The sequence below is a fragment of the Pantoea sp. CFCC18177 genome (assembly GCF_059412425.1).
Window position 1 is genome coordinate 1 of record NZ_JBNBPL010000020.1, and the last position, 22,916, is coordinate 22,916.

Below are 22,916 nucleotides of genomic sequence, written 5' to 3' on the forward strand. Positions count from 1 at the left end.
GATGAAAAAGCTGCTGCAGCTGGCTTATGGAGTGCTGAAATCAGGCCGCCCGTTCGATGCAGAAATATGTCTTGCCAGGTAACTGGCAAGACGGTATCTACGAATACAGAACCGAACCCTTGTAGGGTGCGCATTTATGCGCACCAGGTCACTAAGCCAGTAGCGGACACTGTGGTGGCAATCGGCAGCTCAACGCGCCGGGCATCACCTCAATCTCGAACTCGCTGCCGGTCAGCGGTTCACCATCCAGATTAAAGGTCATCTCGTGCGGTGAGCGGATAGTTAATGACTGCAACTGCGCGGTGGTGATATTCGGATTCTCATCATTACGCGTCAGCGAATGCAGCAGAGTCGGTAGCAACTCCTGCGCGGTGACGATGCTGAGATTCAGTTGCCCATCATTGATCAGCGCCTCCGGGCACAGCTTCTGCCCACCGCCTGCCTGACGGCCATTACCGATGCCAATCACCAGCGCATCACCTTGCCAGTTAAAGCCAGGACCGCTGATCTCACAGCTGTCGGGTTTCAACGCATCGACTCGCATCAAACCGTGAATAAAGTAGGAGACGCCGCCCAGTGCAGATTTCAGCTTCTCCGGGGTTTCGGTGGTAATGCGTGTGCCGAAACCTCCGGTCGCCATATTGATGAAGTAGCGATCGCCATTGACGCGGGCTAAATCAATTGCGCTGGCTTTGCCTAACACAGCAAGACGCAGCGCCGGTTCCATTTCGGGCGGAATGCCGACGCTGGTGGCAAAATCATTGGCGGTACCCAACGGCAAAATGCCCAGTGCGGGACGTTTTTCAGCGTCGATGGCGGCCAGAGCCGCGGCAATTTCATTGATGGTGCCATCGCCACCGCCCGCCACCACGGTTTCAGCTTGCAGGTCTACCGCTTCTTGAACATAACGGTCGCCGTCACCTTTTTCCCAGGTGACACGCACCGCCAGATTGAAACCTTCATCTCGCAGCGTATTCACCGCCGCGCGCAAATCTTCATTACCAGCACCTTTACCATTGAGGATCAGCAGGGTGAGCGGTTTGTTTTGCATAATCAGTTCCTTGAGGCGAAAAACGATGCAGTGGTTATAGCATAGCTGGGCGGGGAACTTTATCGGCGGGCGACGAAAAAAGAAAACCCGCACGGGGGAGCCGGGCGGGTGAATGAGGTGGTTCCTGGTACTACCTGCTGTTTATTGTTACTCGTTAGCAGCAGGCAGGATTCTAAAGCGAGGCGCAGCGGCGGTCTGTGATCCTGTTCTAACTTCGCTGCATTCTTTTCATTATGTGCGCTTTTTTCCGTGCGGATCGTAAGTGCTGTTGCCATCGGTGAAGTTACGCAGCAGCAGGGCAAACGACAGATCCACCGTTTCGGGGACCGGGATCCACACCCGATGACCATCCCCTGGCGCCACGTCCACCGCTGCACCTTTATCATTCTGCATGGTTTCCAGCGTACAGTTCAGGTTGCCTTCGGGTGTCATTATCTCAACCGAATCCCCCAGCAAGAACTTGTTCTTAACGGCAATTTGCGCCCAGTCACCGCGACGTTCGCCGGTAAACTCTCCGACAAACTGCTGGCGTTCTGAGACCGAGAACCCTTGCTCATAGTTTTGATAACTGTCATGAGTATGGCGGCGTAAAAAACCTTCGGTATAGCCGCGATGCGCCAACCCTTCTAAAGTCTCCAGCAGCGCGGGATCAAAAGGTTTCCCCGCCGCCGCATCATCAATGGCACGGCGATAGACTTGCGCAGTGCGCGCGCAGTAGTAAAACGATTTGGTGCGCCCTTCAATTTTCAGCGAATGCACGCCCATCTGCGTCAGGCGCTCAACGTGCGCCACCGCGCGCAGATCTTTAGAGTTCATGATGTAGGTGCCGTGCTCATCTTCAAAGGCACTCATCACCTCGCCGGGCTTCATTTTCTCTTCCAGCAGGAATACGCGGTCTGTTGTCGTGCCGATCCCGAGCGTCGGTTCCTGAACGGCAACCGGTTGATGGAAACCGACGATATTGCCGATCTCATCCTGCTTGCCTTCCTCCACGTTGTATTCCCAGCGGCAGGCGTTGGTGCAGGTTCCCTGATTGGGATCGCGTTTATTCAGATAGCCAGAGAGCAGGCAGCGCCCTGAGTATGCCATGCACAATGCGCCGTGGACGAAGATCTCGATCTCCATTTCGGGTACCTGCTGGCGGATTTCCGCGATCTCATCCAGCGACAGCTCGCGCGACAAAATCACCCGCGTCAGCCCCATCTGTTGCCAAAACTTCACGGTCGCCCAGTTAACGGCATTGGCCTGTACCGAAAGATGGATCGGCATCTCGGGGAAGGCTTCACGCACCAGCATGATCAGACCGGGATCGGACATAATCAGGGCATCGGGTTGCATGGCCACCACGGGTGTTAGATCGCGAATAAAGGTTTTTAGCTTGGCGTTGTGCGGCGCGATGTTGACGACCACATAGAATTTTTTACCGAGCTGGTGGGCTTCTTCGATGCCCTTCGCCAGCACCTCGTGGGTAAATTCATTATTACGCACGCGCAGGCTGTAGCGGGGTTGCCCGGCATACACCGCATCAGCGCCATAGGCAAAGGCATAGCGCATATTCTTCAGCGAACCCGCTGGAGACAGAAGTTCAGGTTTAAACATGGGGGATTTCTCACTGATGTCAGGTCAGCATGCCATCACGGATGGCAGGTGCAGAGGCCGCGCTAAGCGGCCCTGCAAAAGGTGGGGAATTGTAGGCGGGCCCGCACCCTGAGTAAATTGATCTGGATCAGTGAAAAGGGCTACAGCAGACGGCAAACATCCGCTTCCCAACGATATCCCATGCCGTACACCGCGCGAATAAACGGTTGGTCGGCATCCAGGTTCTCCAGCTTGCGCCGCAGATTTTTGATGTGGCTATCAATGGTGCGGTCGGTGACCACGCGGTAATCATCATAGAGATGGTTCAACAGCTGTTCGCGTGAAAACACTTTGCCCGGTTCCAGTGCCAGCGTCTTTAACAGGCGGAACTCAGCAGGCGTCAGCTCCAGCTGCTGTTCGCGCCAGCTGGCCTGAAAGCGACCTTCATCGATCTGCAGATGCGAGGCTAACTGCGCTTCCTCCGGCGAACGCTTCACGCGGCGCAAAATGGTTTTCACCCGTGCCACCACCTCACGCGGGCTGAATGGCTTACAGATATAGTCATCCGCGCCAATCTCCAACCCGAGCAGGCGATCAATCTCTTCAATACGCGCGGTGACCATAATGATCGGCAATTCGGAGAAGCGACGTATCTCGCGGCACAGGGTTAAGCCATCACGACCGGGCAGCATCAGGTCCAGCAGCATCAAATCGGGTGGGGATTGCTGGACATAGTTAAGCGCCTCGTTGCCATCGGCAATGTGGTGCGTGCGATAGTTAGACGCCTGCAGATAATCAATCATCAGTTGCGCCAGTTTGGGTTCATCTTCAACAACAAGGATCAGGGGATCGTTATTATCCGGGCTCATAAGCTATTTCTGGTGAGGAACATACGGCAAGTTTAGCGTGATTTGCAGTCCACCTAAATCAGAGTGATCCGCAGAAATGCTGCCGCCATGTGCTTCAACAATGTTTTTACAGATAGCTAATCCCAATCCAGAGCCGCCGCTGGCGCGATTGCGCGAGTTTTCAGCACGGAAAAAACGTTCAAAAAGTTGTGCCTGATGTTCAGCATCCACGCCGGGGGCGCTGTCGGCAAAGCGTAATTGCCAGTAATTATCCTGCTGCTGCAGACTGATACGTGTTTCGCCACCGGCATCGGTGTAGCGCAGGCTGTTTTCCAGCAGATTGGTAAACAGTTGCATCAGGCGATCGGGATCGCCAAAGCTATCAGCCTTGGGGGGCAGCGCCAGATTGAGGGCCAACTCACGGCTGCGATAGCGCTCGCTAAAGCTGCCAGCCACGACTTCCAGCAAATTCACTACATCCACCGGCTGCTTGCGGTAGGCGAGGGCACCGGCATCGGAAAGGGCAAGCTGATGCAAATCGTCCACCAGTTTCGTCAAGACCACCACTTCACTTTGCAGCGAGGTAATGGCTTCCGGCGTCATTTTACGTACGCCATCCTGCATCGCTTCCAGTTCACCCCGCATAATGGCGAGCGGCGTGCGTAATTCGTGAGAGATATCCGCCATAAAGGCACGACGATTGCTCTCATTCTTCTCCAGCGAACTCGCCAGCTGGTTGAAGTCACGCGCCAGTTGGCCAATCTCATCGCTGCTGCCGACTTCCACTCGCGCGGTAAATTTCCCGGCAGCCAGTTCGTGGGTGCCGTCCACCAGGCGTTTCACCGGTGCCAGTAGACCGCGCGCCAGCAGCCAGGTGACCAGTGCGGCCAGCAGGGTGGTAAGCGCGACGATCATCCAGCTGGTTTGCCGCTGCTGCTGATCAAAGTTGATGTCGGTGCTGCGCGTCAGGCGCTCGGCGGGCGAGGCGATCACCCAACCCACCACTTTGCCGGTGCTGGTGGTGATATTGCGCCGCGTGCCCTCCGGCGGAACCGGTGAACGTGGACCCGACAGCACTTTGTATTGCTGATCGATAATCCAGAACTGGGTGCGCCAACCGTGCGGTGGCAGCTGGTTACTGCTGCCTGGGTTTTGTTCCAGCGAGCGCAAAATGGTGAAAATTAACCGGTCATTGTTGCGCAGAAAATCCCAGTCGCCATGCTGCTCATACTGATCGGCCAGCGCATCACTCAGCAGCGTCAGACGCTGCTCGTTGCCCTTCTTAATGTAATCGACAAAACCATGCTCAAAGCTGAGGCGCACGCCCCAGTGCATGGTGATGATCACCAGCATGCAGGTGGAAAAAATCGCCATAAACAGCTTGGCGCCAATGCCCAGTTTGACTGGCTGCTTCATGCTTTTCTCCTGCCTCTGAGATCGACGTTTTTACTGACATCTTTCGGTACGCGCCAGAACACCAGGGCGGGCAATATAATCACCAGGGCCATACTCAGATAGGTGTAAATAAAGGTTTGATGGGCGGCTGCGCTGTCGGTCACCGCGCCGTGCCCAAAGGCACCAAGCAGCAAGCCGGCAACGGTGACGCCAATACTCATTGATAACTGCATGATCATCGACAACAGGCTGTTGCCGCTTGACGCTAAATCATCCGGGAGCTCTTTAAGCGTCAATGTGTTCATAGATGAGAAGCGGATGGCGTTCACCATGCCTTGCAGCAGCAGGACCACGGGCAGCGCCCATGTCCAGCCCAGTAACGCCACCACAGGGAACAGCAATACCACTAAAGCCAGTGCAACGGTCGCGCCGACCAACGCATTGCGATAGCCAAACAGATTAACGATGCGCACCACTACGCGTTTGGTACCCATGTTGCCGAGCACCATCGGGATCATCATTAAACCGGCGTGGAACGGGCTGTAGCCGAGGCCCACTTGCAGGAAGATCGGCGTCATAAATGGAAGCATGCCGCTACCGATACGCCCGGTAAAACTGCCAAGCAGACCAATAGAGTAGATGCGGTTGTCAAACAACTTGAGGCTAAACAGCGCGTTGTCGTTGTTGCGGCCATGCATCAGATAGAACAGCAGGGAAAACACGCCAACCAGAATCAGTGCGCCAAGCAACAGCGGTGAGCCACCGGTGCTACGCTGCCCGTCCAGCGCCAGGGTCAGTGTCGCCATGCCCACCGCCAGCAGCACAAACCCCAGGAAATCGAAGCGTTTGGTCTGCATGGTGTAGTTCGGCATCAGCGTCAGGGTAGCGATAGCACCAATAATCCCGACCGGAATATTAATCAGGAAGATCCAGTGCCAGCTGGCGTACTGCACCAGAATCCCGCCCAGTGCCGGGCCGAGCAGGGGACCGACCTGGCCGGGTGTGGTGACAAAGGTCATGGCCGACATGTACTGCTCTCGCGGCACGATTTTCATCACCGTTAAGCGCCCAACCGGCACCATCATGGCACCGCCTACGCCTTGCACCACGCGTGCCATCACTAATTGATCGAGCGAGGTTGAAAAGGCACACAACACCGAACCGATACTGAACAGCACGATGGCGCAGAAGAAGATGTTACGCACACCAAAGCGGTCAGCCAGCCAGCCGCTGATCGGCAGCGTCACGGCCACCGTCAGCACATAGGAGACAATCACCGAATGCATATTCAGTGGGCTGACGTTCAGGTCGCGCGCCATGGACGGTATCGCGGTGTTCACGATGGTGGTGTCCAGCGACTGCATAAAGAAGCCGAAAGCGACGATCCACAGTTGCCAGCGCACGGTGGCGTTTTGCGAGTTCATAGCCATTCCTGTGTTAAACCAATTTCATCAATCGCATCCATCGTAGCGGCGTGATTTATCACGCTTATCTGTAGCGGCGGTGCGGCTGATACATGCGCAATAAATTGCGCCGCTACGGGTCATTACTCAGCGATTAACACACGTTTACTTCTACGCCGGCTCAGCTTGTCCATCATCAGATACACCACCGGCGTGGTGTACAGCGTCAGCAGCTGACTCATCACCAGCCCGCCGGCGATGGTGATACCCAGCGGTTGGCGCAGCTCCGCACCATCACCGCTGGTCAGCACCAACGGCAATGCGCCAAACAGCGCGGCCAGCGTGGTCATCAGAATCGGGCGGAAACGCAGCTGGCAGGCCTGGAAAATTGCGTCACGCGCGGAAAGATTGCCGTTGCGCTGCGCCTCTAGCGCGAAATCCACCATCATAATGGCGTTCTTTTTGACGATACCGATCAGCAGCAAAATGCCGATTAACGCAATCAGGCTGAAAGGCGTGTTAAACAGCTCCAGCGCCAGCAGCGCCCCGACGCCCGCCGAGGGCAAGGTCGAGAGGATCGTCAGCGGATGCACGTAACTTTCATACAGAATCCCCAGCACGATATACACCGCTGCAATCGCCGCCAGCATCAGGTAAAGCTGGTTGGATTGGGACTGCTGGAACACCTGCGCCGTACCGGCAAAGCTGCCGCGCACGCTGGAAGGCACGCCGAGTGCGGTGACGGTACGATCAATGGCGTCAGACGCCTGAGATAACGACACCCCTTCCGGCAGGTTGAATGAGATGGTGGACGCGGCGGACAAGCCCTGATGATTGACGGACAGCGGGGCGTTGGCTGGCTGCCATTTGGCAAACCAGCTCAGCGGGATCGCCTTGCCATCACTGTTAATCACGAACATCTGATCCAGTGCACTGATATCCTGGGTATAGCGCGGATCGACCTCCATCACTACCTTGTACTGATTAAGCGGCTGATAAATGGTGGAAATCTGACGTTGCCCGAAAGCGTTATTGAGCAGGGCGTTAGCGGCTGACACATCAATACCTAAGCGCGCCATGCTTTCGCGGTCATAGGTCAGGTCCATTTCGCTGCCGTTATCCTGTTGATCCGAGTTAACGTCTGCCAGCTCAGGCAATGCGGCAAACGCCTGACGGATTTTCGGCTCCCATTCCCGCAGATCAGCGAGATTATCCGACAGCAGGCTGTACTGATAGCTGGCGTTGGATTCACGGCCACCGATGCGGATATCCTGCACCGCGTTGAGATACAGGTTGGCACCGGGTTCCTTCGCCAACTTGGTGCGGAGGCGGGCAATCACTTCCTGTGCGCTTTCGCTGCGCTCTGACAGCGGCTTCAGGGAGACGAACATCGAGCCGCTGTTAGTGCGTGAACCGCCAGTAAAGCCGGTGACATTATCCACCGCCGGATCAGCCTTGATGATGTTCATGAAATCCTGCAATTTGCCGCGCATCGCCTGAAATGAAATGCTCTGATCCGCCGAGATAAAGCCGTTAAGACGGCCGGTATCTTGTTCTGGCATAAAGGTTTTCGGGATCGAGATAAACAGCCATACTGTTAGCCCCACCGTGGCCAGCAACAGCATCAGCACCCAGATGGCGTGATTCAGCACCCATCCCAGTGAGCGCGCGTAGCCGTTTTGCACTCTTAACATCACCTTCGCAAACCCACGCGTGCGCGGCTGGCTGCGTTTCGCCTGGGGTTTGAGCAGGTAGGCGCACATCATCGGCGTCAGGGTAATGGAGATAAACAGTGATATCAGGATCGCCACTGATAGCGTGATAGCAAATTCAGAGAAGAAGCGGCCAATGATGCCGCCAATCATCAGCAGCGGCAGGAACACGGCAATCAACGACAGACTCATCGACAAGACGGTGAAGCCCACTTCGCGCACGCCGGTAAGCGCGGCTTGCAGCGGTTTCATCCCTGCCTCAACGTGGCGCGCAATGTTTTCCAGCACCACAATCGCATCATCGACCACGAAGCCAGTGGCGATGGTCAGCGCCATCAGTGACAAATTATTCAGGCTAAAGCCGCACAAATACATGGCGGCGAAGGTGCCGATCAGTGAAACCGGCACCGCCGCTGCTGGAATCAGCGTGGCGCGCCAGTCACGCAGAAACACAAACACCACCAGAATCACCAGCGCCACCGCGATGATTAATGACTGTTCCACCTCCTGCAACGAGGCACGAATGGTGGGAGAGCGGTCCTGGGCAATTTGCAGATCGATGGCGGCCGGGATCACCTCATGCAGCAGCGGCATCTCACTGCGGATACGATCCACGGTTTCGATGATGTTAGCATCCGGCGACTTGCGCACAATCAACAGGATGGCGGGCTTGCCGTTAGTCATCCCGGCATTGCGCACGTCCTGTACCGAGTCCTGCACATTAGCCACATCGCTGAGTCTGACAGCGGCACCGTTGTTGTAATGCACCACTAACGGTAGGTATTCGCTGGCGGTTTGCAGTTCATCGTTGGTGCGTACTTGCCACCGCTGCTGCACATCATCAATCGCGCCCTGAGGACGTCGCTGGTTGGCGTTGCTGATGGCGGTACGCACCGCATCCAGCGAGACGCCCTGGTTGAACAATGCCTGAGGATTGAGATCGACACGCACCGCAGGCAGCGAACTGCCGCCGACGGTAACGTCCCCCACGCCCTGAATTTGCGACAGCTTCTGCGCCAGCTGTGTTGAGGCATAATCATAAAGCTGACCGGGATTATAAATATCCGAGGTCAGCGTCAGGATCATGATCGGTGCATCGGACGGGTTCGCTTTGCGATAGGTTGGGCGGCTCGGCATGCCGGTGGGCAGCAGGCTTTGCGCGGCGTTAATCGCGGCTTGCACGTCACGCGCGGCACCGTTGATGTCACGATCGAAGTCGAACACCAAAATCACTCGCGTGCTGCCGAGTGAGCTGGTGGAGGTCATCTCACTGACCCCGGCGATACGGCCAAGCGAACGTTCCAGCGGCGTAGCCACTGAAGCAGCCATGGTCTCAGGTGACGCACCGGGCAGTGAGGCGGTGATAACGATCACCGGGAAATCGAGTTGCGGCAGCGGTGCCACCGGCAGCAAGCGGAAGCCAAGAATCCCGGCCAGCGCTATCGCCAGCGTCAGTAGCGTGGTCGCTACCGGGCGATGGATAAACAGCGCGAAGAACTTCACGGCTGCGCCTCCGAGCGCTTAAAGCGACGGCGCGTGGCGTGAGCCAGACGATCAAACAGCAGATAGATCACCGGCGTGGTGAACAGCGTCAGTACCTGGCTCAGTACCAGCCCACCGACCATGGCAATCCCCAGCGGACGCCGTAACTCCGCGCCAACGCCGGCACTCAACATCAGCGGCAGAGCGCCGAGCAGCGCGGCCAGGGTAGTCATCAGAATCGGGCGGAAGCGCAATAAACACGCCTGATAAATCGCCTCACGCGGTGCCATGCCTTGTTCTCGCTCTGCGGCCAGCGCAAAGTCGATCATCATGATGGCGTTTTTCTTCACGATACCAATCAGCAAAATAATGCCGATGATGGCGATGATATCCAACTCGTTGCCGCTCAACATCAGCGCCAGCAGCGCGCCAACGCCCGCGGTGGGCAGCGTGGAGAGAATAGTGATCGGATGAATAAAGCTTTCGTACAGCACGCCGAGCACGATATACATCGCCACTACAGCGGCGATAATCAGCCACACCGTGCTGGTAAGCGCGGCTTCAAAGGCCAGCGTGCTGCCCTGGAACTGCGTCATCATCTCGGCGGGCATGCCCACCTCATCTTCCGCTGCGCTGATGGCTTTCACCGCTTCACCCAGCGAATAGCCTTCGGCCACGTCAAACGAGAAAGTGGCGGAGGGGAACTGATCGAGATGATTGATACTTAACGCCGCATTACGCTCCTCAACCTGCGCAATGGCGCTGAGCGGCACGCTGCCGCCTGCACTGCTGGCGAGGCGAATGCCGTCGAGACTGGCCAGCCCCGGCGTTGCCTCACTGTTCTGCTCCAACACCACGCGATACTGGTTGGCTTGAGTGTAAATGGTGGAGATCAAGCGTTGCCCAAAGGCGTTATACAGTGCGTTATCCACATCCGCCATGGTAATGCCGAGGCGGCTGGCGCTGTCGCGATCCACGCGGATAAAGGCTTCGAGCCCTTGATCCTGCCAGTCACTGCTGACATCGCGCAGTTCTGGCAAGGTATTTAATTGCGCCAGCAGTTTCGGCACCCAGGTGCTCAGCGATTCCAGCGAGCCGGATTGTAGCGTGAACTGATAGGGCGTGCGGCTGGCCTGGGTTTCAATGGTTAAATCCTGCACCGGCTGCAACCACAGCGAGACGCCGGGCACTTTATCGATCTCCTGTTGCAGCCGTTTTTGCACCGCAGGAATACGATCGTCACGCTCACTCAGCGGTTTAAGGTTGATCTGCAAGCGTGCGCTGTTCAGCGCCGCGTTGGTGCCATCGACACCGACAAACGACGTCAGGCTCTGCACCGCCGGATCTTTCATGATGACCGAGGCCACATCACGGGTGCGCTGCGCCATGCTGGTGTACGACACCGATTGGGGTGCCTGTAAGGTGCCCTGAATAATGCCGTTGTCCTGCTGCGGGAAGAAGCCTTTCGGGATAACGATCCACAGCAGCACCGTGAGCAGCAGCGTACCAAAGGCGACGGATAAGGTCAGCCACGGATGCTGCAACACACGCGTCAGCCAGCGACCATAACCGGCAATCACCCGATCAAACATCGCTTCACTGGCTCGCGAGAAGCGGTTCTGCTTGCGCAGCGATTCTGCACTCAACATGCGCGCGCACATCATCGGTGTCAGCGTCAGTGACACCACCGCCGAGATCAGAATCGCTACCGCCAGCGTCACGGCAAATTCGCGGAACAGGCGACCAATAACATCGCCCATAAACAGCAGCGGGATCAACACCGCGATTAACGAGAAGGTGAGTGAGATGATGGTAAAACCGATTTCGCCTGCGCCTTTGAGGGCTGCCGTCATCGGCTTCTCGCCTTTTTCGATATACCGCGAGATGTTCTCGATCACCACGATGGCGTCATCCACCACAAAGCCTGTAGCAATGGTCAACGCCATTAACGTCAGGTTGTTGATCGAGAACCCGAGGAAATACATGGCGGCAAAGGTGCCCACCAGCGACAGCGGCACAGCCACCGCCGGAATAATGGTGGCGGGGACGTTACGCAGGAACAGGTAGATGATCATCACCACCAGCCCAATCGCCAGCATCAATTCGTGTTGGGTATCCGCCACCGAAGCACGGATGTTGGTGGTGCGGTCGGTAAGCAGTTTCACATCCACCGATTTCGGTAGCGTTGCGGTGAGCGAAGGCAGCAGCGCACGAATACTGTCGGCGGTGGCGATGATATTGGCACCCGGCTGGCGCTGCACATTGAGCACAATGGCAGGCTGGCGGTTGGCCCACGCACCCAACCAACTGTTTTCCGCACCCTGTTCGATAGTGGCGACATCACCCAGTCGCACTGGTGCGCCATTGTTATAGCTGATGATCAGCTTGCGGTAATCCTCTACCGAGGTCATCTGGTCATTGGCGGCCAGCGTAATCGAGCGCGTTGGGCCATCAAGACTGCCTTTGGCGGAATTGACGTTGGCATTGGTAATCGCGGTGCGCACCGTTTCACTGGTTAAGCCGAGTGCGGCCAGCGCCTGAGTGTTCATTTTGACCCGTACCGCTGGGCGTTGCCCACCCGATAACGTCACCAGTCCGACACCGGAAACCTGGGAAATCTTCTGTGCCACGCGGGTTTCCACCATGTCCTGCACTTGCGTCAACGGCATGCTGGTGGTGGTGACCGCCAGCGTCATGATCGGCGGATCGGCGGGGTTAACTTTGCTGTAGACCGGCGGGTTTGGCAGATCGCTCGGCAGCAGATTGGTGGCGGAGTTGATGGCCGCCTGCACCTCTTGCTCGGCGACATCCAAGGAGAGCGTCAGTTGGAACTGCAGAGTCACGACGGAAGCGCCACCGGAGCTTTGTGACGCCATCTGTTTCAGCCCCGACATCTGACCAAACTGACGCTCCAGTGGGGCGGTGATTGAGGAGGTCACCACATCCGGGCTGGCACCCGGATAGAGCGTCACCACCTGAATCGTGGGGTAATCCACTTCGGGCAGCGCGGACACTGGCAGAAAACGGTAGCCGAGCACGCCTGCCAGCAGAATGGCGATCATCAATAGCGTGGTCGCCACCGGGCGCAGAATAAACTGGCGAGAGGGTCCGCCGCTACTGTCTGGAGGCATCACCTGCATTATTGACGCTCTCCACGGGCAGGCTGGGCCGCGCGGGTGCTGTGCGTGGCGGTGCTTTGCGGCGATACCACTTCAACCGTTGCCCCTTCCGTCAGGCGGTCGAGGCCATCCGTCACCACGCGGTCACCCGCTTCCAATCCGGCACTGATCACCACTTTCTGGCTGTCTTGTAATCCGGCGGTGACGCGTTTTTTACTCACTTTGTTTTCGCTGTTCACTACCCAGACAAAGTGCCCGTCATTGCTCATCTGCAAGGCTGCAGTGGGGATCACCACCGCATCCTGCAACGTATCGACTTTCAGCCGCGCATTGACAAACTGGTTAGGGAACAGCGTGTCATCTTCATTAGTGAAGCGGGCTTTGAGTTTGATGGTGCCGGTGGTGGCGTCAATCTGGTTATCCAGACTGAGCAGGCTGCCGCTGGTGAGCAGGGTTTTGTTGCTGCGATCCCAGGCTTCGACAATCAACGGCTGGCCGCTTTTCTGCGCCTTCAGGATCTGGCTGATGTTGTTTTCGGCGACGCTAAAGACCACGTCGATCGGGTGCGTTTCAGTGATCACCACCAAACCGGTGGTATCGCCAGAGGTGATGTAGTTGCCCACGTCGACCTGTTTCAGCCCGACACGACCGGAAATTGGTGCGGTGATGCGGCTGTAGGTGAGATTGAGCTGGGCGCTGGCGACGTTGCCTTCATCGGCCTTAATGGTGCCGAGGGTTTCACTCACCAGCGAACGCTGAGTATCCAGTTCCTGCTGCGAGACTAAGGAGGTTTTCGCCAGTTTTTCATAGCGGCTGAGATCGCGTCGCGCATTGGCGAGTGTTGCCTGGTCTTTTGCTAACTGGCCCTGCGCCTGGATTAAGGCCACCTGATAAGGTCGTGGATCGATCTCGGCCAGCAGTGCGCCCGCCACCACCTGCTGCCCCTCCTGGAAGTGCAGCGCCATCAATTGCCCGTCAACGCGGCTTCGCACCGTGACGGTATTCGCGGCGGTAACGGTGCCGAGACCGCTGAGATAGTAGGGCACGCTCTGAGTGGTTGCCGCAGAGGCCTGAACCGGCGCTAGCGGGCGACGTCCCGCACCGCCTGCGCCGCGTCCATGATGCTGTTGCCCCTCGGCCTGCGGTTGCTTACTCGGCTCTGCTGGATGCTGCCACCAGTAATATCCGCCGGCCAGTGCGGCAATCACGACAACGGTTATCAGACTTTTTTTTAATCGGCTGCTCATGGCTAAGTTGCTCTCCAGCGGTTTCGTTTTCCCCACATGCGAAAGCAAAATAACCGTTTCGCAAACGAAATGATTGTAGTCGCCCGTGCCGGGCAAAAATTGAAGGAATTAAGAATATCGTCCTGCGCGCGCTAAGTATTCATATTACGTAAACATTTTGGCAGGAAAACGCATAAGCGCAGCGATTTCCTTTGCTAAGCTCAAAGACAGTCCTGTCTCGTTTCAATAAGGAGAACAAAATGAGTCAACAGAAAACCCGTCAGCTTGGCGATAGTGGTATTCAGGTTCCGCTTCTCACTTTTGGCGGCAACGTTTTTGGCTGGACAGTGGACGAGAAGACCTCGTTTTCGCTGCTGGATGCGCTGGTGGAGAAAGGGTTGTTCTTTATCGACACGGCAGATGTCTACTCGCGCTGGGCACCGGGTAATGAAGGGGGCGAATCCGAAACCATTATTGGTAAATGGCTGAAGAAAAGCGGCAAGCGCGACAGCATCGTGCTGGCCACCAAAGTCGGCATGGAATTGTCCCCTGAGAAAACCGGATTAAAACCGGCATACATTCGCCAGGCGGTGGAAGATTCGCTGCGCCGTCTGCAAACCGATGTCATTGATCTCTATCAGGCGCATCGCGACGATCAGGATACGCCGCTGGTGGAGACCTTAAAGGCCTTCGATTCGCTGATCAAGGAAGGCAAGGTGCGTGCGATTGGTGCTTCAAATTACAACGCTAAACGTCTGCAGGAAGCCTTGGATATCAGTAAGAAAGAGGGACTGGCACGCTACGAAACCTTGCAACCAGAATACAACCTCTATGACCGTCAGGAGTACGAAAGCGGTCTTGAGCAGGTGGCGGTGAAAAATGGTTTGGGCGTGATCAACTATTACTCGCTTGCCAGCGGTTTCCTGAGCGGTAAATACAAAAAGCCCTCTGATGCCAGCAAGAGTAAGCGCGGGCAGGGCATTGTCGAGAAGTATCTCAATGAGCGCGGCTCCCGCATTATTGAAGCGCTGGAAGATGTAGCGGCTTCACATGACGCCTCGGCCACTCAGGTTGCACTGGCATGGCAAATCGCGCGTCCGAGCATCACCGCGCCGATTGTCAGCGCCACGTCGCTGCAACAGATTGATGAACTGGTAAAAGCCACCGAGCTACAGCTGAGTAAGCAAGAAATCGAAGAACTGGCCAGTGCCAGCAAAGCCTAGAGAAGCCTGGGGCGCTGCGGTGCCCCACCTTATCTTTCTTTTTTTGCCATGCAAAAAATGCCATTTTTGTAAAAAGATATTCATTCATAGACCATTGTCACAATTGCGTTAATTAACTATCAGCTGTTCTTTCACTGCGCACATATTTGCAAAAATTGACATATCCCCAGCACTATCCTCTGTTCGATCCTTTCCAGTAACTCACAAAAGAATAATGATCATGAACAGAAAAAAAGCAGTGCAGCATATGCCCCGCCTGGCAGCGGGAACCCTGATGTTTGCGATGCTGAGTGCATCTGCGATGGCCGCCGATGCATTCAGCGCTGACTCACCGTACATGTTTGGTGACTGGGGTGGTTACCGAACGCAGCTGGAGAATGACGGGATTAAATTCGACGTCAACTACACCATGGAAAGCGCCTCTAACCTTGGCGGTGGCGCGGATACCAACACCTCTATGCGTTACAGCGACCAGTGGGCGTTTGGCGCAAACTTTGACCTGGAAAAACTGCTGAACTGGCAGGATGCCGAGTTCCAGATGACCATTACCGACCGTAATGGCCAGAACATCTCCGATCAGGTGGCTGACCGTCGTACCGGCATGCTCTCATCCGTGCAGGAAGTGTATGGACGTGGGCAAACTTGGCGCCTGACGCAATTCTGGTTGCGTAAAGGTCTATTCAACGATGTGGTCGACCTGAAAGCCGGTCGCGTTACCGTCGGTGAAGACTTCGATAACTTTGACAGTAAGTTCCAGAACCTGGCATTTGGTAGTGGCCAGGCCGGTAACTGGCGAGGTGACCGTTGGTTCAACTGGCCGGTTTCCCAGTGGGGCGGTCGCGTAAAAATCAACATCACGCCTGAAGTGTTCTTCCAGGTCGGCTTCTATAACCAGAACAGTTCGAACTATGATCGCGGCGATGGTTTCCGCCTCGACACCAGCAATTCCGAAGGCAACATGGTGCCAGTGGAACTGGGCTGGAAACCGACCTTCGGCGCGGACAAACTGCCGGGTAATTACCGTATTGGTTATTACTACTCGTCAGCAAACAGCGATAACTACGGTAGTTGGAGTAATGGTGCTTACCAGAGCCAGGATCACGCCTACGGCGGCTATGTGCTGTTACAACAGCAGTTGACCGCGCAGGGTGGCGATGCCAGTCGTGGCTTGGGTGTGACTGTTCAGGCAGTCATGAACGATCATAAAACCTCGAAAACCGATAACTACCAGTCCATCAGCTTTACCTGGAAAGGGCCGTTTGATGCGCGTCCACAGGATGAAATTGGTGTGGGTGCCGCACGTATTCATGTCAACAGCGCCTATACTCGCTCGCTACGTGAACAGAACAACGCTAACGGTGAAACGGACTTTAATAGCCCAACCTATCTGCCGATTCAGGATGGTTCAGAGTACAACTACGAGATTTACTACAACGCTCAGCTGACCAAATGGCTGCAACTGCGTCCTAACCTGCAGTATGTGGTGGCACCGGGTGCCGTCAGTGAAGTGAAAGACGCCTTTGTTGGCGGCATCGCAGCGAATATTAATTTCTGATTCGCGGATGCAAACAAAAATGGCGGCCAGGTGGGCCGCCTTTTTTATGACGGGGCGCCATGAATGGCGTAATGCTCATTAGTTAAGCGACTGACGATAACGCCGTCTGGAGCCGCACCGGGGCAGGCGGTCCTCACGCCGCTACGCGGTACCTTCACTTCATTCGTCTGCCTTACGGACCGGTGCCGATGGAACATCCATGTTCCAGCGCCACCTTCGCCCGCGTCCTGCGGGCTCTCCTGGCATACTCACGCCGTTCAGCGCTGCGGATGCCTGCCCCGGTGCGGCCCCAGCCGGCTCATTAGCTTCAGTGCGCGTTGTCAAAAAGGGCACATTGCCTGAAGCTCTGACGCCTCTGCTGCCCCCTCAGGGTTATCCGCAGCGCTTAGACTTTTACGTTGGGCCAGGAGCCCCACGCGGGGAGGCGTGGGGCAGTTCGCGGCCGACCATGGATGGTCATCCGCGAACGGTCCGTCCGGCACGACGTGGAAGTCGAAGGCACCGCTTTAGCGGCGCGAGGACGGCCCAGAGGGGGCAGTAGTGGCGGCAGAGCCCGCACAGAAAAAAAAGGCCACTTATCAATAAGCAGCCTGAGTTCTTAACTGACGAACATTACGCCATGAAGGGTGACCTTACGACGAGCGTGCGCACCGGATTTATCAACGGAACATCACCTCGGCCCAGCGCGCCAGACCGGCGGTGACCGATCCAAAATCATCGCCACCGGCAATAGGTGTATCCGGAAGCGCCTGTTGCAGTGCCGCTCGCAGCACCGGAGAACGCGCGCTGCCGCCTGTCAGATAAATCACTTCAGGTTTGGTTTCGCATGTCGCCAGAGCCAGATGAACCTGCTCCAGAATACGCTCCAGCGGCTGATTGATGGCTTCTTCCAACTGTGCGGCGCTGATTTCAGCCTGCAAAGATTGCGCAATAAACGCCAGCGACGCATCGGTCTCATTCTGTTCAGACAGGGCGATTTTGCTCTCTTCCGCTGCACGCACTAAACGATAGCTCAGCTTCTGCTGCCATACCTTAAGCAGGTGTGCCACTTTATCCGCTTCTTCGGCATCACGAATCAGGTCGCGCAACAGTTTGCCGCTTGCCGCTGAATAAAAATCGCTCTGCGCCGGAACATCGTTAATCGCCACCGCATTCCACCAGGGGAGCGCGGGCAGGGCGGTGCCTTTTTGCGTATTGCCGCCTAGACCCAGCAGCGGCATCAGGGTTTTGAACGCCAGGATAATATCCAGATCGTTTCCGCCTACGCGGCAGCCGCTGTGACCTAATAAACTCTCACGACGATCGGTTTTATTGCGCCATTCTGGTCCCATCAACAGCATCGAGCAGTCTGTGGTACCGCCGCCGATGTCGACCACCAGCACGCGTGTCTCTTTCTCCAGCGTGGCTTCAAAATCCAGCCCTGCAGCCACCGGTTCAAACTGGAATTCAACGTCACGGAAGCCCGCACGTTTCGCGGCACGCAGCAAAATCCCCTGTGCCTGCTGGTTGGCGTCTTCGCCACCTAAGCCCTGGAAGTTAATCGGGCGACCAATCACCGCCTGCTCAATCGGGCGGTCAAGCTGGGTTTCACCCTGCTGGCGGATGTGCAGCATCATGGCGCACACTAAATCCTCAAAGAAAGCAATTTGCTGCGGCTTGAGACCGTTGGCACCAAGGAAGGACTTTGGTGATTTCACAAACCACACGTCTTCAGGGTCAACCATATATTGTTGCAGTGCGGTGATGCCGAACTGCACGCTACCCGGCGTGACCTCGATATCTTCTTCACGGTTGAAACGCAGCGCGCGTTGCAACAGCGCCGTGCCTTCACTGTCCGGTGTCGGCACCTGATGATGACGATGCAGCCATTCGCTGATCGCTTCGCGCGTGGGCGCACAAATCATGGAGGGAAGCAGGCGCTGACCCTTCTCCAGTGTCAGCAGGCGCGGTGTGCCGTTATCGCTCACTGCGATAGAACAGTTAGCCGTGCCGTAATCGAATCCGATAAACATAATGATCCCCCATGCCAGAAAAAAAGGGGGCGACTTTAGCGCAGCCAGCGCGGGCTGGCAATAAGCAGGTGGTGATTACATCTGCACTTCCTGGTAAACGTGATATTGACCACGTCCCGCGTGTTTTGCGCTATAGCAGGCGACATCGGCCTGCGACATCACCACATTACTGATGCAGTTGTGCTGATCAATCTGCGTCACACCGGCGCTGGCACCCACGTGATAAGGCTGTTCATGCCAGATAAAGGTGAAGTCATTGACGGCAGAAACAATGCGTTGCACCACATCGCGCATCTGATCGACATCGCTGTTAGGCAGTAACACACCAAACTCATCGCCACCGAGACGCGCCAGAACATCGCTGCTGCGCAAATACTTTTGCATCAGATCCGCCAGTTCACGCAGCAAGGCATCTCCCGCGGCGTGCCCGGCGCTGTCGTTGACAGCTTTAAACTTATCCAGATCGATAAACACCAACACGTGCTGGTTTTTATTCGCTGCGGCATCATTTACCAGCCGCTTGAGCCGTTGTTCGAAGCTGTGGCGGTTTGGCAGACGGGTGAGCATATCGTGTGACGCGCTGTAACTCAGTCGCTTCATCATTCTGCGCGATTCACTGACATCCTGGATAACCATCACCGCGCCAATGCTGGCACCGGTCAGGGTTTTCAGCGGGGTGATGCTGTAGTGGATTTCTACTTGTGCGCCATCCGGCGTATGCAGCACCAACTCCTCTTCCAGGTCAGGCGAGGTTTTTTCATCGGGCAGGGTGCAAAGCAGCAGATTCTCCACGCGCGGTCCCTGTACCCCGCGCGTGATATTTAACAGATCAGTAATCGGGATGCCCGCCGCTTTACTCTGCGTCCAGCCACTCAGGGTTTCAGCCACCGGGTTCATAAAGGTCACGCGCATTTCATCATCGGTGCTGATTACCGCTTCACCAATCGAATCCAGGGTGATCGCCATGCGCTCTTTTTCCTGGAACAGCGCTTCATTCAACGCGCGCAACGAGGTGATGTCCTGACAGATGCCAAGCATGCGCTCTATCTGCCCATCCTGGCTCAGAATACGGTTGGCCTCGGTGCGGATATAACGCGGACCAGTAGGCAGGTTCACGCGATACTCCAGATGAAACGCTGTACGGCGCTCAATCGCCTGCTGGACAGTCAGAGCAGCAGATTCACGCTCGGCGGGTTCCAACAAATGCAACCAAAGGTCGTAAGTCGGGGTCTGATGGGGGCCTAGCGCGAACAACTCATACATGCGCTTATCCCACAGCATTTCGCCATTCAGCAGATTCCATTCCCACACGCCAATTCCGCCCGCTTCGTTGGCCAGCGTGATGCGTTCCATCAAGCGCCGATTAACTTGCTCACTCTGTTTCAGTTCCGAAATATCGATGATCTGGGCGATGAAATAGAGCGGTTGTGAATTGGCGTCACTGACCATCGAAACCGTTAAACGCGCCCAGACAATCTCCCCATCCCGGCGGAAATAGCGCTTCTCCATGGTGTAGGTCAGGATTTCTCCCGCCACGAGCCGCTCTAACTGTTGTAAGTCGATATTAAGGTCGTCGGGATGGGTGATTTGCTGGAACGTCAGTTTCTTTAACTCGTCAGCGGGATAGCCCAGTGTTTGACACAATGATTGGTTGACCTGCTGCCAGCCGCCGCTGGGCGACACCAACGCCATACCAATCGCCGAATATTCCATGGCGTTACGGAAGCGGGTTTCACTTTCGCTGATATGGTGTTTTTCACGCTGGAAGGCATCCATCACCAGCGCCATGACATGGCTGGGCAGCAGCACCAGCAAGAAAGGTAACCAGGTGCTGACCTGGCCGAGCAATAAACCCGTTTGTACCAGGTTCACCCAGCCAAAAGCCAGCAGAATAGAGATAAAACTGGCATTCAGGAAGAACAGCAGGAATGCCTCGAATTTCGGCAATCGCACTGCGCACCAGAACAGGATCACGACAATAAAGGTAAAGGGCCACGGCAGGAAACGCAGTGAAAGATAGCTGGCGAAAAGCGTGAAGATCAGCGTCAGTAAGGTTTCCAACTGGCGGCCGGGAGTAATCAACTGGCGCAATGGCTTGTTGGGCCACAGTAATAGCACGGGGCCAAATGCCAGCACGCCGATGATTTCTGAAATCACCCAGGTGGAAAAGAACGGCAGTGACGCTTTATGACCCACGTGCAGCATCCACAGCGCCAGCACTCCCCCGATCAGTGGGGCAATCAAGCCCGCGCACAAGGCAAAACGCACCCAGTCGAGCAAAGAGTTCAGCGGGGCTTTGCGATCGAGCAGTGCGCGCAGCATCAGGCCAGCGAGCACACCCTGCACCATGTTTAAAATGGCAAATTTAAGGTTGCTGAACGCGGGTCCAATCACCAGCAAGTTAGCTAATGACGTGCCAATGACACAGCTCAGCAGCAGTAAGGGAACACGTTTGGAGGGAGCACGAAACACCACCACGGTCATTAAAGCCGTGGAATACCAGAGCGGGGAAATACGCCCACTGACGACAATCAGTTCCAGACAAAACAACGTCAGCAAAAAGGCTAAAGCACCCAGCAATAAGGCGTTGAGCCAATTTCTTTGCGGTCTATCCTGTGAGGTCAATATCTCAAGGGTCATGCACGAATCCAGCTTCGCGCATCCGTTATACGACGAAAAATGCGCCATTCAATCTCTGCTTTGCATGCTAGCACATCTGCATAAGATGTCTGCGCAGAAATCAAATTTAGTCGCTATTCAAACGATTGACTGGCCCTTGTGAACCCGGTCACTGGCGGTAAAGATCCGCGCGGGTGAAGGGCTTTTCTAAACCGGCGAGATTGGCGGAAAAACGTTCGAGAAATTGCTGCGTGGTGGCAACGCGGCCATGGCCCATTAATACCACTGGCACTAATAACGCCACACACACTTGCGCCAGACTAAACCCTTTTAGCGCTGTGCGGCGTTGAGTGACCAGGAAGGCGCTGCTCAAGGTGAAGCCCAGCATCAGGCCGGTTAACACTTCGCTAAAGGAGTGAGCATGGATGACCAGGCGCGAGAAGCCCACCATCATCGGGATAAGATATCCCACACCAATGGTGACGGTACGCCAAAAAGCAGGGAAGCGGCCGGAGACCAGCCACATCATCACCGGCCAGAGTGTCGCTGACATGGCACTGTGTCCGCTGAAACCGGTGAAGTTAAATCTGGCGCTACCAATGCCAAAGCCGAGAAACAGGATTTTTGAGATGCTGACCAGCAAACCCGCCAGACCAAAGGCCAGCAGCCAATACCACACGGTTTGGCGGTTGTCGCTTTTCCAGGGCAGTATCAGCGCGATGATCACCGCAGTGGGGATCAACAGCATGCTGTCACCAAAATAGGTCAGGGTTTTCCAGCTCATACATTTCCTTGTGGCTACGTTCGGTCAACCTGCGCTGGACAGAGCACAGGCAGATGAACAGTGTATCGATTATCTGTCTGGCTGCAAAAGGGGATATTCTGAAAAGCCTTGGGTCCATTTCTCTGGCATCAAACCGGTGAAATACCTATAATTGCCGCCAACTAACCCTCTCAATCGGCCCATTGTCGTTTCGGCTCCAATTGGCTCCAGTTATCAGGTCTTAAAAAAGTATGACTGACAAGTCTCATCAGTGCGTGATCGTTGGCATTGCAGGTGCATCCGCATCCGGAAAAAGTCTTATTGCCAGCACGCTCTATCGTGAAATCCGTGACCAGGTCGGTGACGAGCATATCGGTGTCATCCCCGAAGATGCCTACTATAAAGATCAGAGCCACCTCACCATGGAAGAGAGGGTGAAAACCAACTATGACCATCCGAGCGCGATGGATCACGACCTGCTGTTGCAGCACCTGCGTGCTTTAAAGGCAGGGCAGGACATTGAGTTGCCGGTTTACAGCTATGTTGAACATACCCGCACCAGCGACTGCATTCACCTCAAGCCTAAAAAAGTCATTATCCTTGAAGGGATTCTGCTGTTAACGGATTCGCGCCTGCGTCAGGAGATGAACTTCTCGATTTTCGTGGATACGCCGCTGGATATCTGCCTGATGCGCCGTATGAAGCGTGACGTCAATGAGCGCGGTCGCTCGATGGACTCGGTCATGAGCCAGTACCAGAAAACCGTGCGTCCGATGTTCCTGCAATTTATTGAGCCTTCGAAGCAGTACGCTGACATTATCGTGCCGCGCGGCGGGAAAAACCGCATCGCCATCGATATCCTCAAGGCAAAAATCAACCAGTATCTTTAATTCACTCTGTCCGGATATGGACGTGACGCGCTAAGGTTGT

At 55.8% G+C, this 22,916-nt stretch carries 14 protein-coding genes; 3 read left to right on the top strand and 11 right to left on the bottom strand.

Features of this window, described 5'->3' with window-relative positions; translation table 11 throughout:
• Positions 1–151 precede the first annotated feature (151 nt).
• From yegS to ACPUC8_RS18530, 8 genes are all read right to left on the bottom strand, one after another.
• Positions 152–1,051, bottom strand: a complete 900-nt coding sequence (gene yegS / locus ACPUC8_RS18495; RefSeq protein WP_039333829.1) for a lipid kinase YegS — start codon at positions 1,049–1,051, stop codon at positions 152–154.
• 231 nt (positions 1,052–1,282) lie between these two features.
• The gene (trhP, locus tag ACPUC8_RS18500) at positions 1,283–2,650 is read right to left on the bottom strand and encodes a prephenate-dependent tRNA uridine(34) hydroxylase TrhP (protein WP_039333831.1); all 1,368 of its coding nucleotides are present in this window, start codon (positions 2,648–2,650) and stop codon (positions 1,283–1,285) included.
• 140 nt (positions 2,651–2,790) lie between these two features.
• Positions 2,791–3,498, bottom strand: a complete 708-nt coding sequence (baeR, locus tag ACPUC8_RS18505) for an envelope stress response regulator BaeR (protein WP_494926974.1) — start codon at positions 3,496–3,498, stop codon at positions 2,791–2,793.
• Positions 3,499–3,501: 3 nt separating this feature from the next.
• Positions 3,502–4,893: an envelope stress sensor histidine kinase BaeS gene (gene baeS, locus ACPUC8_RS18510; protein ID WP_494926975.1), complete on the bottom strand. Its 1,392-nt coding sequence runs from the start codon at positions 4,891–4,893 to the stop codon at positions 3,502–3,504.
• Positions 4,890–6,296 (bottom strand): MFS transporter, encoded by a 1,407-nt coding sequence (locus ACPUC8_RS18515; RefSeq protein WP_494926976.1) that lies wholly within the window; start codon positions 6,294–6,296, stop codon positions 4,890–4,892. Before ACPUC8_RS18515 ends, baeS begins: the two co-directional genes overlap by 4 nt.
• 122 nt (positions 6,297–6,418) lie before the next feature.
• Positions 6,419–9,490: a multidrug efflux RND transporter permease subunit MdtC gene (gene mdtC / locus ACPUC8_RS18520; protein ID WP_494926977.1), complete on the bottom strand. Its 3,072-nt coding sequence runs from the start codon at positions 9,488–9,490 to the stop codon at positions 6,419–6,421.
• A complete protein-coding gene (locus ACPUC8_RS18525; RefSeq protein ID WP_494926978.1) occupies positions 9,487–12,609 on the bottom strand; it encodes an MdtB/MuxB family multidrug efflux RND transporter permease subunit in 3,123 nt (1,040 codons plus the stop codon). Before ACPUC8_RS18525 ends, mdtC begins: the two co-directional genes overlap by 4 nt.
• Entirely contained in the window at positions 12,609–13,835 is a 1,227-nt protein-coding gene (locus ACPUC8_RS18530; protein ID WP_039333843.1) for an MdtA/MuxA family multidrug efflux RND transporter periplasmic adaptor subunit, read from the bottom strand. The genes ACPUC8_RS18525 and ACPUC8_RS18530 overlap by 1 nt, the downstream gene beginning before the upstream one ends.
• Before the next feature lie 239 nt (positions 13,836–14,074).
• Between ACPUC8_RS18530 and ACPUC8_RS18535 the strand changes: the two genes are divergently transcribed.
• Together ACPUC8_RS18535 and ACPUC8_RS18540 are read left to right on the top strand one after the other, a co-directional pair.
• Positions 14,075–15,037 (top strand): aldo/keto reductase, encoded by a 963-nt coding sequence (locus tag ACPUC8_RS18535; protein WP_058969265.1) that lies wholly within the window; start codon positions 14,075–14,077, stop codon positions 15,035–15,037.
• Positions 15,038–15,251: 214 nt separating this feature from the next.
• Positions 15,252–16,592, top strand: a complete 1,341-nt coding sequence (locus ACPUC8_RS18540) for a carbohydrate porin (RefSeq protein ID WP_039333847.1) — start codon at positions 15,252–15,254, stop codon at positions 16,590–16,592.
• 659 nt (positions 16,593–17,251) lie between these two features.
• Here the strand turns inward: ACPUC8_RS18540 and yegD are convergent.
• From yegD to ACPUC8_RS18555, 3 genes are all read right to left on the bottom strand, one after another.
• Positions 17,252–18,604, bottom strand: coding sequence for a molecular chaperone (gene yegD, locus ACPUC8_RS18545; protein ID WP_494926979.1), 1,353 nt, complete (start codon positions 18,602–18,604; stop codon positions 17,252–17,254).
• A gap of 75 nt (positions 18,605–18,679) precedes the next feature.
• The gene (locus ACPUC8_RS18550; protein WP_494926980.1) at positions 18,680–21,244 is read right to left on the bottom strand and encodes a diguanylate cyclase; all 2,565 of its coding nucleotides are present in this window, start codon (positions 21,242–21,244) and stop codon (positions 18,680–18,682) included.
• Between the two features lie 148 nt (positions 21,245–21,392).
• The gene (locus ACPUC8_RS18555) at positions 21,393–22,007 is read right to left on the bottom strand and encodes a phosphatase PAP2 family protein (protein WP_039333851.1); all 615 of its coding nucleotides are present in this window, start codon (positions 22,005–22,007) and stop codon (positions 21,393–21,395) included.
• 230 nt (positions 22,008–22,237) lie between these two features.
• On the opposite strand from ACPUC8_RS18555, the gene udk reads away from it, so the two are divergent.
• Positions 22,238–22,876, top strand: coding sequence for a uridine kinase (gene udk, locus ACPUC8_RS18560; RefSeq protein WP_039333852.1), 639 nt, complete (start codon positions 22,238–22,240; stop codon positions 22,874–22,876).
• The last annotated feature ends 40 nt before the right edge of the window (positions 22,877–22,916 follow it).